The sequence below is a fragment of the Promicromonospora xylanilytica genome, from assembly GCF_054782895.1.
In genome coordinates this window covers 46025-58174 of record NZ_BAAGRP010000066.1, presented here as the reverse complement: position 1 = coordinate 58174, position 12150 = coordinate 46025, and the positions used below count along the sequence as shown (strand labels likewise).

Annotated in this window: 12 protein-coding genes; 4 read left to right on the top strand and 8 right to left on the bottom strand. The window is 71.8% G+C overall.

What is annotated here, in order from left to right; translation table 11 throughout:
* Positions 1-272: 272 nt before the first annotated feature.
* From ACYVK7_RS19450 to ACYVK7_RS19440, 3 genes are all read right to left on the bottom strand, one after another.
* Entirely contained in the window at positions 273-791 is a 519-nt protein-coding gene (locus ACYVK7_RS19450) for a mycothiol transferase (protein WP_460889365.1), read from the bottom strand.
* 98 nt (positions 792-889) lie between these two features.
* A complete protein-coding gene (locus ACYVK7_RS19445) occupies positions 890-1924 on the bottom strand; it encodes an L-idonate 5-dehydrogenase (protein WP_460889364.1) in 1035 nt (344 codons plus the stop codon).
* Positions 1921-3294, bottom strand: a complete 1374-nt coding sequence (locus tag ACYVK7_RS19440) for an MFS transporter (RefSeq protein WP_460889363.1) — start codon at positions 3292-3294, stop codon at positions 1921-1923. The genes ACYVK7_RS19445 and ACYVK7_RS19440 overlap by 4 nt, the downstream gene beginning before the upstream one ends.
* A gap of 143 nt (positions 3295-3437) precedes the next feature.
* Between ACYVK7_RS19440 and ACYVK7_RS19435 the strand changes: the two genes are divergently transcribed.
* On the top strand, positions 3438-4148 hold the full coding sequence (locus ACYVK7_RS19435; RefSeq protein WP_460889362.1) for a GntR family transcriptional regulator: 711 nt from the start codon (positions 3438-3440) through the stop codon (positions 4146-4148).
* Positions 4149-4725: 577 nt separating this feature from the next.
* Here ACYVK7_RS19435 and ACYVK7_RS19430 read toward each other — a convergent pair.
* The 4 genes from ACYVK7_RS19430 to ACYVK7_RS19415 all read right to left on the bottom strand — a co-directional run bounded on the left by ACYVK7_RS19430 (position 4726) and on the right by ACYVK7_RS19415 (position 7890).
* Entirely contained in the window at positions 4726-5487 is a 762-nt protein-coding gene (locus ACYVK7_RS19430) for an ABC transporter permease (protein ID WP_460889361.1), read from the bottom strand.
* Positions 5488-5498: 11 nt separating this feature from the next.
* Positions 5499-6269 carry an ABC transporter ATP-binding protein gene (locus tag ACYVK7_RS19425; protein ID WP_460889366.1) on the bottom strand — a complete coding sequence of 257 codons (771 nt, stop codon included), beginning with the start codon at positions 6267-6269 and terminating at the stop codon, positions 5499-5501.
* Between the two features lie 171 nt (positions 6270-6440).
* A complete protein-coding gene (locus ACYVK7_RS19420; protein WP_460889360.1) occupies positions 6441-7283 on the bottom strand; it encodes a DUF4097 family beta strand repeat-containing protein in 843 nt (280 codons plus the stop codon).
* A 79-nt stretch (positions 7284-7362) separates the two neighbouring features.
* Positions 7363-7890, bottom strand: a complete 528-nt coding sequence (locus tag ACYVK7_RS19415; RefSeq protein WP_460889359.1) for a toxin-antitoxin system HicB family antitoxin — start codon at positions 7888-7890, stop codon at positions 7363-7365.
* A 223-nt stretch (positions 7891-8113) separates the two neighbouring features.
* Between ACYVK7_RS19415 and ACYVK7_RS19410 the strand changes: the two genes are divergently transcribed.
* From ACYVK7_RS19410 to ACYVK7_RS19400, 3 genes are all read left to right on the top strand, one after another.
* Entirely contained in the window at positions 8114-8827 is a 714-nt protein-coding gene (locus ACYVK7_RS19410) for an ABC transporter ATP-binding protein (RefSeq protein ID WP_460889358.1), read from the top strand.
* Positions 8824-10104, top strand: coding sequence for an ABC transporter permease (locus tag ACYVK7_RS19405; protein ID WP_460889357.1), 1281 nt, complete (start codon positions 8824-8826; stop codon positions 10102-10104). Before ACYVK7_RS19410 ends, ACYVK7_RS19405 begins: the two co-directional genes overlap by 4 nt.
* A gap of 150 nt (positions 10105-10254) precedes the next feature.
* On the top strand, positions 10255-11445 hold the full coding sequence (locus ACYVK7_RS19400) for a zinc-dependent alcohol dehydrogenase (RefSeq protein WP_460889356.1): 1191 nt from the start codon (positions 10255-10257) through the stop codon (positions 11443-11445).
* A gap of 53 nt (positions 11446-11498) precedes the next feature.
* Here ACYVK7_RS19400 and ACYVK7_RS19395 read toward each other — a convergent pair whose 3' ends face one another.
* Positions 11499-12143, bottom strand: a complete 645-nt coding sequence (locus ACYVK7_RS19395; RefSeq protein ID WP_460889355.1) for a UdgX family uracil-DNA binding protein — start codon at positions 12141-12143, stop codon at positions 11499-11501.
* Positions 12144-12150 lie beyond the last annotated feature (7 nt).

Sequence of the window (12150 nt, the reverse complement as noted above, 5' to 3'; positions counted from 1 at the left end):
CGGCTGGTGGCTTCCTCGGCGTCGATGCCGGGTACGCGGGCAGCGACCGAACGCACCACGTTCGGACGATGCACGACCCAGTCGTCCATCCGCAGTGCGCGTGCCGCCGTCATACCGGGTGTCCCTCCTGATCGGGGATATTTCCACCGCGATCGGGAGGACGCACGACGAATCGCATGATGTGCGTTAGCGCAACCGGCTCGTCGCCAGTGTCGGCCGGAGCTGTCGGCCGGAGCTGTCGGCCGGAGCGTCGGCCGCCGTGCTCGCGCGGGTCAGTGCTCGCGTCGGCGGAGCACGACCCCGCGGACGAACGCGGCCTGGCCCGCATGCTGCAGGTCGTCGTTGACCACGCTGACCAGCCGGACGCCCAGGGTGACCGGCGGGTCCCACGACTCGTCGATCACCTGGTCGAGGTCGGCGTCGGACAGGGTGGCCAGGTACCGCACCGTGCGCTCGTGCACCGCGTCGTGGTAGCCCGTGAGCAGGTCACCGGACGGTACGCGGACGGCGGAGACCTCGTCGGCGTCGTGCCGGTACCCGGTCTCCTCGGCAGGGAAGGGCAGTCCGAACCGGCGGTCCCACCCGTCGTCGGACCAGACCTGGCTGGTGCCCGCCGCGTCGGCGACGTGGTCGTCCTGGACCCGCGTCAGGTGCCAGACGAGCCACGCCACCGAGTTGCTGTCCTCGTCGACGCGGAACGCGAGCTCGTCGGCGGACAGCCCCAGGACCGCGCCGTGCACCGCCTCCTTGATCCGGCCGAACGCGTCCGCGAGCAGATCCGTACCACGCATCGACAGTCCCCTCTCGTTCCCCGACGTCCCCGGCCACGATGCCATGGCGCCCTGGGGCTCGCTCGGCGCGGACAGGACGGGGCGCACGCTGCTCCGCGTCAGCGGCCCGCGTCACCGGAGAGGCGGATCAGCACCTTGCTGCTGCCGGGACCCGCCGCGGCGGCCAGCGCCTCGCCGGCCTGCTCGATGCCGAAGCGGTGCGTGACCACGCCCGACACGTCGAGTCCTCCACCGAGCGCGTCGAGCGCGTCGGTGATCTCCTCGACGAACCGGTACGCGCCCACCCACGTGATCTCGCGGGAGACGAGGTCGCCGAGCGCGGCCGGGACGGCGGTGCCGGGGAGGTTGCCGACCTGCACGAGCGTCCCACCGCGGGCGGTGGCCCGCAGCACCCCGCCGAGGGCCGCCGGTGCTCCGGAGGCCTCGAGCACGATCTCGCAGTCGTCGGGCAGCCGGTCGCCCGAGCCGAGGTCGAGCACGGTGTCGGCGCCCAGCTCCTTCGCCACGGTGAGGGAGGACGCCGAGAGGTCGGCCGCCGTGACCGTCGCGGCGCCCGCGTGCTTCGCCGCGGCCACGACGAGGCAGCCGATCGGGCCCGCGCCGTTGACCAGCACGTCGCGTCCCCGGACGTCGCCGGCGCGGCCGACCGCGTGCATGGCAACGGCCAGCGGCTCGGCGAGGGAGCCCTGCTCGGTGCTCACGCCGTCGGGCAGCCGGCGCAGCTGGTGGGCGGGGACGGCCCGCAGCTCGCTGAACCCGCCGTCGGTGTGCGGGTGCGATGCCGCCGACCCGAAGTACCGGACGTGGGAGTGGAGGTTGGTCCGCCCGGCGAGACGCGGGGGCAGGACCGACCCGTCCGCCACGAGGGCGGGGTGCACGGTGACCGGCGTTCCCGGATCCCAGCCGGCGACGCCCTGTCCGGTGGCGACCACCCGCCCGGCCACCTCGTGGCCGAGGACGAGCGGGTCGCGCAGCACGGCGGTGCCGGAGGCGCCGTTCTTCCAGTAGGCCAGGTCCGACCCGCAGACGCCGCCCCACTCCATGGCCACGACCACCTCGCCGGCCCGGGCGACGGGGTCGGGCCGCTCCTCGACCCGCAGGTCTCCGGCGCCGTGCACGACGACGGCCCTCACGCGGCATCCTCCAGCGCGACGAGGTCGCGGCCCCGGGTCTCGGGGGAGAGCCGGGCGGCCACCAGGGTGATGAGGGAGTAGACGACCAGCATCGCGGCGATGGGCCACCAGCTGCCGGTCGCCGCGGTGAGCGACGCGGCGACGACCGGGCCGATGGCGGTGGCGAGGATGCCGCCGATCTCCTTCGACAGGGCCAGCTGGGTGAACCGCGTCCGGGCGCCGAACAGCTCGGCCATGGTCACGCTCTCCAGGGCGAACAGGCCGAGGACACCGAGGTTCAGGCCGGCGATCATGCCGAGCATGAGCCCGGTGGTGGTGCCGCTGGTGACCAGCAGCATCATCGGGAACGCGAACGCGATGGTGATCAGGGACAGCGCGGTGTACATCGAGCGCCGGCCGAACCGGTCACCGAGCATGCCGATGAGCGGCACGGTGGCGAAGCCGACGATCGAGCCCCACATGATGGCCTCCGTGGCCAGCGCGCGGTCCATCGCCAGGGTGGTCGCGACGTAGCCGACCAGGAAGGTCTGGACCAGCCCGGAGTTGCCCGCCTGGCCGAACCGCAGCGCCAGTGCCAGGAAGAACGCCTTGCCCTTGCGCTGCTTGATGGCGGCCTGGAGCACCGGCTCGGCGGTGGCGGACGCGACCTCGTCGCGGGTCAGGGCGACGCCGTCCACGACGTCGGCGCGGGCCTCGAAGACCGGGCTCTCCTTGACGTTGGTCCGGATCCAGACAGCGAAGATCATGAGCACGAAGCTGAGCAGGAACGGCAGCCGCCAGCCCCAGCTCAGGAGCTGCTCCTCGCTGAGCACCGCCAGCAGCAGCGCCCACAGGGCCGACGCCGCGAGGGTGCCGGAGTTGGTGCCGAGGGAGACCAGCGAGGCGACCAGGCCGCGGCGCCGGACGGGGGCGTACTCGGCGAGCAGCACGGTGGCGCCGGCGATCTCGGCGCCCGCGCCGAACCCCTGGATCAGGCGCAGCACGACGAGCAGGATCGGGGCGGTGATGCCGACCATCTGGTACGTCGGGAGCACGCCGATCAGGGTCGTGGACACGCCCATGAGCGCGACGGTGATGAAGAGGACCTTGCGGCGGCCCAGGCGGTCGCCCATGCGACCGAAGTAGATGGCGCCGGCGAGCCGCGCCACGTAGCCGACGCCGTAGGTGGCCATCGCGGCGATCAGGGCGATCGCCGGGCTGGCCTCGGGGAAGAAGATCTGGTTGAAGACGATGGCGGCGGCCAGCGAGTACAGCTGGAAGTCCATGAACTCCATGGCGGTACCGAGCCAGCCGGACATGGCGGCCCGTGTGAGGTCCTTCGTCGACCGGGTGACCGCGTTACCCGGCGGGGTCATAGCTGTTTCCGCCATGGGAAGTGCTCCTTCGTGACTGACGTCCTTGTCGACATGCCGACGACCGATGTGTGGCAGGGCTTGTATGTAAGCAGTGGCGACAAGAACGTGTCAACTGGCGCTGGTGTGGAAGAGCGGCCCGCCTCGCCTAGACTCCGGGCATGAGGGAAGTCTCGAACCGGTCCAACAGGCGAGTCGTCTACGAGACGCTGCGCCGCAAGGTGCTTACCCTCGAGCTGCCGCCCGGCGCCTCCCTGTCCGAGAACGAGCTCGCCGCGTCCCTCGGCGTCAGCAGGACCCCGGTGCGCGAGAGCCTGATCCTGCTCGGCGAAGAGGGCTTGGTCCGGGTGTTCCCCAAGGTGGGGTCGTTCGTGTCCCGGGTGGACGCCGAACGCGTGGCCGACGCGCAGTTCCTCCGCGAGGCGGTCGAGCTGGCCGCTTTCGACGACATCCCCGAGACCCTCGACCCTGACCTGGTCGCCGAGCTGCGCGCCAACCTCGAGCAGCAGCGGGAGGCGCGGCTCGACCTCGAGAGGTTTTTCGAGCTCGACGAGGCGTTCCACCACGGGCTCCTCCGCCTGAGCGGGCACGGCAGGGCCTGGTCGACGGTCGTCGCCGCCAAGGGGCACCTCGACCGGGCGCGCCGTCTCGGGCTGCACGAGACGAACGGCATGGGCCGCTTCGTCGACGAGCACCACACCATTCTCGACGCGGTGGTCGCGGGCGACATCCCGAGCGCGCGCGCCGGCCTGCGGGCACACCTCCGCGCGGTGTTCGACGACATCGAGAAGACCCGCCGGCGCTCTCCGGAGCTCTTCGCCACGGACGACGGCTCCGTGCCCGTGCGCCGGAGCATCGCGGTCTGGGAGTAGGCGGGTCGGGGGCGCTCCTGTTGGGTTGGCCTGCGGTGTTCGGGTGGTGAGCCGCGACCTGTTGGGTTGGCCTGCGGTGTTCGGGTGGTGAGCCGCGACCTGTTGGGTTGGCCTGCGGTGTTCGGGCGGTGAGCCGCGACCTGTTGGGTTCGCCGGGATGGCGAGCCGCAACATGTTGTTCTGACGGGGCGCCGAGCCGCACGTTGGTGGTCGACAGGGGTTGATGCGTCGCCGAGCCGCAACATCTTGGTCTTCCGAACGCCGAAGGTGTGCCGAACCGAAGGTTGTTGGTCCCTACAGGGGGCGACCCGCAAGATGCTGGTCGATTCGGGCAGTGGTGGACCCACATCGTTCGGTTCGGCGCCGGTGGTGATCGGAGCTTGCGGTTCGGTGCCCGGTGGTGAGCGGAGCTTGCGGTTCGGTGCCCGGTGGTGAGCGGAGCTTGCGGTTCGGCGCCCGGTGGCGAGCGGAATGTCCCAGCTCGACCGCGCGGCACCCACCACACCGATACCGACCGGGTCGTCGGCAGCACACCACTCGGCGTGCCGCCGACGACCGGTCGGTCGGTGCAGCCCGGTCAGGCGATCCGGCGCCGGTGGGCGGCCATCGCGAAACCGTAGGCGATGGCCAGGATGCCGACGCACCAGGCGAGGGCCACCCAGATGTCGGTGCCGACAGGCTGTTCCGCCAGCAGGCTGCGGATCGCGTCCACGATGGAGGTGACCGGCTGGTTCTCGGCGAACCAGCGCACCGGGCCCGGCATGGTCTCGGTGGGCACGAAGGCCGAGCTGATGAACGGCAGGAAGATCAGCGGGTAGGAGAACGCGCTCGCGCCGTCGACGGTCCTGGCCGACAGGCCCGCGATGACGGCGAGCCAGGTCAGGGCCAGGGTGAACATGATCAGGATGCCCGCGACGGCGAGCCAGGCCAGCACCCCGGCACCGGAGCGGAAGCCCATCAGGAGGGCGACGAGGACGACGACCGTCACCGAGACCAGGTTGGCGACCAGCGACGTCAGCACGTGCCCCCACAGCACCGCCGAGCGGGAGATCGGCATGGACTGGAATCGCTCGAAGATGCCGCCCTGCATGTCGAGGAACAGCCGGTACGCGGTGTAGGCGATGCCCGAGGCGATGGTGATGAGCAGGATCCCGGGCAGGAGGTAGTTCACGTAGCTGCCGGCACCGGTGTCGATCGCGCCGCCGAGCACGTAGACGAACATCAGCATCAGGGCGATCGGCGTGATCGCCGTCGTGATGATGGTGTCCGGGCTGCGCATGATGTGGCTCAGGGACCGTCCGGTCAGGACGGCGGTGTCACCGAAGAAGTGCTTGTTCATGGTCCTGTTCCTCACTTGTCCGTGCCGACGACGGAGAAGAAGACGTCCTCGAGAGTGGGCTGCTTCTCGACGTACTCGACCGTGGCCGGGGGCAGCAGCGCCTTGAGCTCGCCCAGCGTCCCGTCGACGATGATGCGGCCCTGGTGCAGGATCGCGATCCGGTCGGCGAGCTGTTCGGCCTCGTCGAGGTACTGCGTGGTCAGCAGCACCGTGGTGCCGCCACGCGCGAGCTCCTTGACCGCGTCCCACACCTCGATGCGGGCCTGCGGGTCCAGTCCGGTCGTCGGCTCGTCGAGGAAGATGACCGGCGGGTCGCCGATCAGGCTCATCGCGATGTCCAGGCGCCGGCGCATGCCGCCGGAGTACGTGGCGGCCTTGCGCCCGCCGGCGTCGGTCAGCGAGAACCGGGCCAGGAGGTCGTCGGCGATCTTCCGGGGATTGGCGAGGTGGCGCAGCCTGGCGACGAGGACCAGGTTCTCGCGGCCGGTGAGCACCTCGTCGACGGCGGCGAACTGCCCGGTCAGGCTGATCGACTCGCGGACGTCGGCTGGACGCGTGCCGACGTCGAACCCGTTGACGCTCGCGGTGCCCGCGTCGGCCTTGAGCAGCGTGGACAGGATCTTGACCACGGTGGTCTTGCCGGCGCCGTTGGAGCCGAGCAGCGCGAAGATGCTGCCCGCCGCGACCTCGAGGTCCACGCCCTTCAGGACGTGCAGGTCCTTGTACGACTTCTCGATGTTCTGTACCCGGATCGCGGGCTCGCGACCCCGTTCGGTGGTCATGTTCATGGTTCTTCCTTCGCTGGGGGAGACGGGTGGGACGGTTTTTGGGTAGGGGGTAGCCAGGCGCGTGGTTGGGGTGGTTCGGGTGGTTCCGGGACCGGCGTGCCGGTCCCGGGTGCTCAGCTCAGCTCGGTCCCAGGCAGGTCAGGGCCGGGCAGGGCTGGGCAGCGCTCAGGGGCGGCGGACGATGATGTCCCCCCAGCCGGTGGTGGCGTGGATCTCGGCGGTGGCCTCGTTCTCGACCGGGCCCTCGGTGGGGGTGAGCAGATTGCGCACGGTGCCGTGCTCCGAGGCGACGTCGAGCCAGGCCGCCGTGCCCTCCGGCACGTTGACCTCGATGGACCCGTAGGACGTGCTGGCCGTGACGCTGCCGGACTCGACGCGATCGACGCGGATGCCCGCGTGCGCCGACTTGATGGTGAGCACGCCGTCCACGCTCCCGACGGCTATCTCGCCGTGCGCCCCGACGACGTCCAGCGTGCCCGTCACCGACCCGACGGTCGTGGTCCCGTTGCTGGCGCGGACGGTGCCCTCGCCCGCGAACTCGGTGATCCGCACGGAACCCGCGCTCGTCCGCACGGAGGTAGGGCCCGTGGCGCGGCCGACGACGACGTTCCCGGCCGAGACCTTGAGGTCCAGGCGGGCGGCCTCGTCGGCCCGGGCGTCCCCGCCGTTGAGGGTGAGGTCGACCGTACCGAGCCGGCCCTCGGCGAGCAGCGAACCAGCCTTGCCCCGGAGGTCCGAGCCGGCGGGCAGCTCGATGGTGACGAGCGCGCCGCCCGCCGAGAACGGCAGGACGTACTGCCTCCAGGCTGCCGGGTAGATGATCGTGACGGCGTCGCCGTCCCGCTCGACACGCGTGTCCTCCGCTGCGCGCACCGAGCCGGACTTGGACGGGTCGGCCGGCAGGACGGTGACCACCACGTCGTCCCGCTCGCCGGCGACGACGTGCAGGTTGCCGAAGGGGACGTCCACGACGACCGGGACAGGGTTGGGTGCGGCGAAAGTGGGCATGACGGCTCCAGGTGAGGGCGAAGGGCGGTGGTGGTGGCGGGAGTGGTGTCGGTGTGGTGTCGCGTGGTGCCGCTGTGGGTCAGCGCACCCAGCCGGTGAGGCGGTTCGTCGCGGGCTGCCCCGGGCGGGGCTGCGGTTCGGGGCGACCGGTGGGCTGGTCGAGTGCCGCGGCGACCGCCCGGACGAGCCACGTGTTGACCGAGACGCCCTCGCGGGCGGCGGCGGCCTCGGCCTGGGCCTTGAGGTGGTCGGGCAGGCGCAGGGTGGTGCGCGTGGTGGCGCCCGCGTCGGTGTCGGCGCTCGTGGTCGCCTGCGGCGCGGGTGCGGGGGCCGCGGCGGGCGCAGCGACAGGTGCTGGGGTGGCGGCCGGCACGGCGACGACGAACTCTGGCTCGCCGCCCCGCAGCCGTACGTCGACGGAGCCCGGCGCGAGCTCGGCGGAGATCTCGCCGGCTGCCGCGGACAGTGCCTCGAGCAGGACCAGGCGAGCTGCCGCGTCGAGCGGGGCGGTCAGGCGGCCGGCGAGCTCGCGGGCGTCGTCCCCGCCCGCCGCGGCCGCGGTGGAGAGCTGGCGCTGCAGCTCGTCGACATGTCTCGTCAGGTCCATGACGCAACTATGACACCACTCTGGTGTCACTGCAACCCCGATGGTGTCATCAGTGACGCCGGCATGGTGTCGCCGGTGCAGCCCTGTGCCAGCCCGGTGCCAGTCCGTACCGGCCCGGTACCAGCGCGGTACACGGGAGTCATCGTCAGGGCGATTCGCGCCGGCGCGGTGTCGGCGAGATTGGAGCACGTCAACATCTCCGGCACCACGAGAGGCGACCGACGTGGTATCCCCACTGCGCTCCGTATCCCCACTGCTCTCCGTCAGCAACCTGCACAAGACCTACGGCTCCGGCGCCAACGCCTTCGAGGCGCTCAGAGGCCTGGACCTGGACATCGCCGAGGGCGAGTCCATAGCGATCGTCGGCAAGAGCGGGTCGGGCAAGTCGACCCTGATGCACCTGCTCGCGCTGCTCGATCGGCCCACCTCCGGGACCATCACCCTGGACGGGACGGATACCTCCCGGCTCTCGGCCAGGCAGCTCAACCAGACCCGGAACAGCGCCTTCGGGTTCGTCTTCCAGCAGTTCTTCCTCAACGCGCAGGCCAGCGTGCTCGACAACGTGACCCTCCCGCTGAAGATCGCCGGGGTCGCGCGCCGCGAGCGCACCGCCCGCGGGCTGGCGGCGCTCGCCCAGCTCGAGCTCGACGACAAGGCCGACAACAAGGCCAACGACCTGTCGGGCGGGCAGAAGCAGCGCGTGGTCATCGCCCGCGCCCTGATCAACGAGCCGCGCGTGATCTTCGCCGACGAGCCGACCGGCAACCTGGACACGGCCACCGGTGGCGTGGTCGAGGACATCCTCTTCGACCTCAACCGGCGCCAGGGCATCAACCTGGTGGTCGTCACGCACGACAAGGACCTCGCCGCGCGGTGCGACCGCAGCGTCTTCATCCGCGACGGTCTCGTCGCGGTCCCCGAGGGGGTGGCGGCATGAAGGCCACCGACGTCGTGACCACCGCCTTTCGCAACTCCTTCCGGTCGAGGCTGCGCACCAGCCTGACGGTGCTGGCCATCTTCATCGGCGCCTTCACGCTGTCGTTGACGAACGGCCTGGGCACCGGGGTCAACCGCTACCTCGACGACACGGTGGCCTCCGTCGGGGTCGAGGACGTCATGACCGTGACGAAGACGGACGAGGAAGCGCCCACGGACGGCCCGGCGGAGTACGACCCCGACCAGGTGGAGGCCGACGGGCCGCCGGGGACGACGGCGGTCGCCCTGTCCGACGACGACATCGACACGATCGCGGACATCGACGGGGTGCGGAGCGTCGAGCCGGTCAAGCAGGTGGCGACCGACTACGTCCAGTACGACGGCGGCGACAAGTACCAGCTGTCCGTCTCGCAGTTCGTGCCGGGGATGAAGGCCGAGCTGGCGTCCGGCCAGCAGGTCGACCTCGACGCCGACGAGCCGCAGCTCGTGCTGCCCGAGAGCCATCTGGAGCCGTTGGGCCTCGGCGGCGCGCAGGACGCCGTCGGGCAGACCGTGCTGCTCGCCGTCACCGACGGCACGGGGACCCAGGTGACCACGGACGCGACGATCGTCGGGGTCGCCGAGCCGGGTGTGATCAGCATGGGCGGCGCCATCCCGAACGAGGTGCTCGTGGAGACCCTCTTCGACCTGCAGACCACCGGCGCGTCCGAGGCGGCGTCCACCCGGTACGGGCAGGCGTCCGTCTGGTTCGACGCCACCGCCGGGGCGGGCGAGGCCCAGGCGCTCCAGGACCGGCTGGAGGACGCCGGCTACACCGGCAGCACCCTGGAGGACCAGCTCGGCACCTTCACCGCCGTCATCGACGGCATCGTGCTCGTCCTGAACGGGTTCGCGGTGATCGCCCTGGTCGCGGCCGGGATCGGCATCATCAACACGCTCTTCATGGCGGTCCAGGAACGCACCCGCGAGGTCGGGCTCATGAAGGCCATGGGGCTGTCCAGCGGGCGCGTGTTCTCGCTGTTCAGCATCGAGGCGGTCGTCATCGGCCTGGTCGGCAGCGCCCTGGGCGTGCTCGGGGCAGTCGGAGCCGGCCTGCTCGTGAACGGCTTCTCCGGGACGCTGCTGGCGGACCTCCCCGGCCTGACGCTCGTCGCGTTCGACCCCGTGACGGTCGCGACCGTGGTGCTCGCCGTCATGGGCATCGCGTTCCTCGCGGGCACCCTGCCCGCGCTGCGGGCGGCCCGGCAGGACCCGATCTCGTCCCTCCGCTACGAATAGCTCCACCCCCGACCGTTGAGTGCTGGGTATTTGTCGCATCGGGTCCCTCGGACGGGCAGATGTCCAGCACTCAGCGGTGTCCGTGCGAGCGGATGCGGGTGGGAGAGGGGGGTGCGAGCGTGGACGAATCGGCACGCGCGAGGAGGGACGATGAGAGCCGTCACGTGGCAGGGCCGGGAGAACGTCAGCGTCGAGACCGTTCCCGACCCACGGATCGAGCAGCCAAACGACGCGGTGGTGCGCGTGACCTCGACGGCGATCTGCGGTTCCGACCTGCACCTCTACGGGGTGCTGGGGGCGTTCCTCGACGCCGGCGACGTGATCGGGCACGAGGCCATGGGCGTGGTCGAGGAGGTGGGCCCGGAGGTCGGCGACCTGTGCGTGGGTGACCGCGTGGTGGTGCCGTTCGGCATCGCCTGCGGCCACTGCTGGATGTGCCGTCGCGGCCTGCAGTCCCAGTGCGAGACCACCCAGGTCACCGCGGAGGGCAGCGGGGCGGCACTGTTCGGCTACACCCGGCTGTACGGGCAGGTGCCGGGCGGCCAGGCGGAGTACCTGCGGGTGCCGCAGGCGCAGTACGGCCCCGTCGTGGTGCCGGACGACGGCCAGCCCGACGAGCGGTACCTGTACCTCTCCGACGTGCTGCCGACGGCCTGGCAGGCCGTCGAGTACGCCGACGTGCCCGACGGCGGGTCCGTGGTCGTGCTCGGCCTCGGCCCGGTCGGGCAGATGGCGGTCCGCGTGGCACGCCACCGCGGGGCAGGGCGCGTCATCGGCGTGGACCGGGTACCGGAACGGCTGGCGATGGCGGCCCGGTACGGCGCCACCGTGCTCGACGGCCGGCACGACGACGTCGTCGCGGAGGTCCGGGACCTCACCGGGGGTCGCGGCCCCGACGCCGTCATCGACGCGGTCGGCATGGAGGCGCACGGCTCACCGGTCGCCGAGACCCTGCAGAAGGCCGCAGGCGTGCTGCCCGACGTGGTCGGCAGACCGCTCGTGGAACGCGCGGGCGCCGACCGCCTGGCCGCCCTGCGCACCGCCATCGAGCTGGTGCGGCGCGGCGGCGTGCTCTCCCTCGCCGGTGTCTACGGGGGAGCGCAGGACCCGCTGCCCATGCTGCGGCTGTTCGACAAGCACGTGACGATCCGGCAGGGGCAGGCCAACGTGCGGCACTGGACCGAAAGTCTGCTGTGGCTCGCGACCGACCCCGCCGACCCGCTCGGCGTGCTCGACCTGCGGACCCACCGCTGGCCGCTCGAACGCGCCCCGGAGGCGTACGCCATGTTCCAGCGCAAGGACGACGGCTGCGTGAAGGTGGTGCTCGACCCGGCGGCCTGAGGGCGCTGCTCGCCGTGCGGCGCCCGGCCTGAGGGTGCCCGGCGTGAGCCGTGTCAGGCAGCCGCCTGCGCCGCCGTGCGCAGGTCGGCGACCAGCGCACCGAGCTCCTCGCCGTACACGGACCGGTCGCGCAGGCGCAGCAGCGCCGACGGGTGCGTCGTGACCACCACGTCGTGCGCCTCACCGTCCAGGAGCTGCCCACGCTCGGCACCGATCCGGACCTCGCGCCCCAGCACCGCCCGCGCCGCCGTCGCCCCGAGCGCGACGACCACCCGGGGGCGCACCGACGACAGCTCCGCCTCCAACCACGGCAGGCACGCGCGGACGTGCGCGACGTCCGGCTTCTTGTGCAGCCGCCGCTTGCCACGCTCGGTGAACCGGAAGTGCTTGACGGCGTTCGTCAGGTAGACCTGCTCGGGGTCCAGGCCGGCGGCTTCCAGCGCGTCGGCCAGCACCCGACCCGCCGGGCCGACGAACGGCTCGCCCTCCTGGTCCTCCCGGTCGCCCGGCTGCTCGCCGACCAGCATCAGCCCGGCGTCGTCCGGCCCGGACGAGAAGACGGCCTGGGTCGCGGGGCCCCAGAGCTCGCAGCCACGGCAGTCGTGCACCGCCCGCGCGAGCTCCCCGACGTCTGCGCTCGCGGGCACCCACTCCTGGGCGCCCGGGCGGACGGGCCTGCGTCCTGTGGCACGTGGCACGGTCGAC

What these genes read in the sequence shown, in the direction of transcription:
- ACYVK7_RS19435 (WP_460889362.1), top strand. Translation starts at nt 3,438, where the DNA reads ATGAGGGAAGTCTCGAACCGGTCCAACAGGCGAGTCGTCTACGAGACG.
- ACYVK7_RS19450 (WP_460889365.1), bottom strand. Translation starts at nt 791, where the DNA reads ATGCGTGGTACGGATCTGCTCGCGGACGCGTTCGGCCGGATCAAGGAG.
- ACYVK7_RS19430 (WP_460889361.1), bottom strand. Translation starts at nt 5,487, where the DNA reads ATGAACAAGCACTTCTTCGGTGACACCGCCGTCCTGACCGGACGGTCC.
- ACYVK7_RS19405 (WP_460889357.1), top strand. Translation starts at nt 8,824, where the DNA reads ATGAAGGCCACCGACGTCGTGACCACCGCCTTTCGCAACTCCTTCCGG.
- ACYVK7_RS19440 (WP_460889363.1), bottom strand. Translation starts at nt 3,294, where the DNA reads ATGGCGGAAACAGCTATGACCCCGCCGGGTAACGCGGTCACCCGGTCG.
- ACYVK7_RS19420 (WP_460889360.1), bottom strand. Translation starts at nt 7,283, where the DNA reads ATGCCCACTTTCGCCGCACCCAACCCTGTCCCGGTCGTCGTGGACGTC.
- ACYVK7_RS19400 (WP_460889356.1), top strand. Translation starts at nt 10,255, where the DNA reads ATGAGAGCCGTCACGTGGCAGGGCCGGGAGAACGTCAGCGTCGAGACC.
- ACYVK7_RS19425 (WP_460889366.1), bottom strand. Translation starts at nt 6,269, where the DNA reads ATGACCACCGAACGGGGTCGCGAGCCCGCGATCCGGGTACAGAACATC.
- ACYVK7_RS19415 (WP_460889359.1), bottom strand. Translation starts at nt 7,890, where the DNA reads ATGGACCTGACGAGACATGTCGACGAGCTGCAGCGCCAGCTCTCCACC.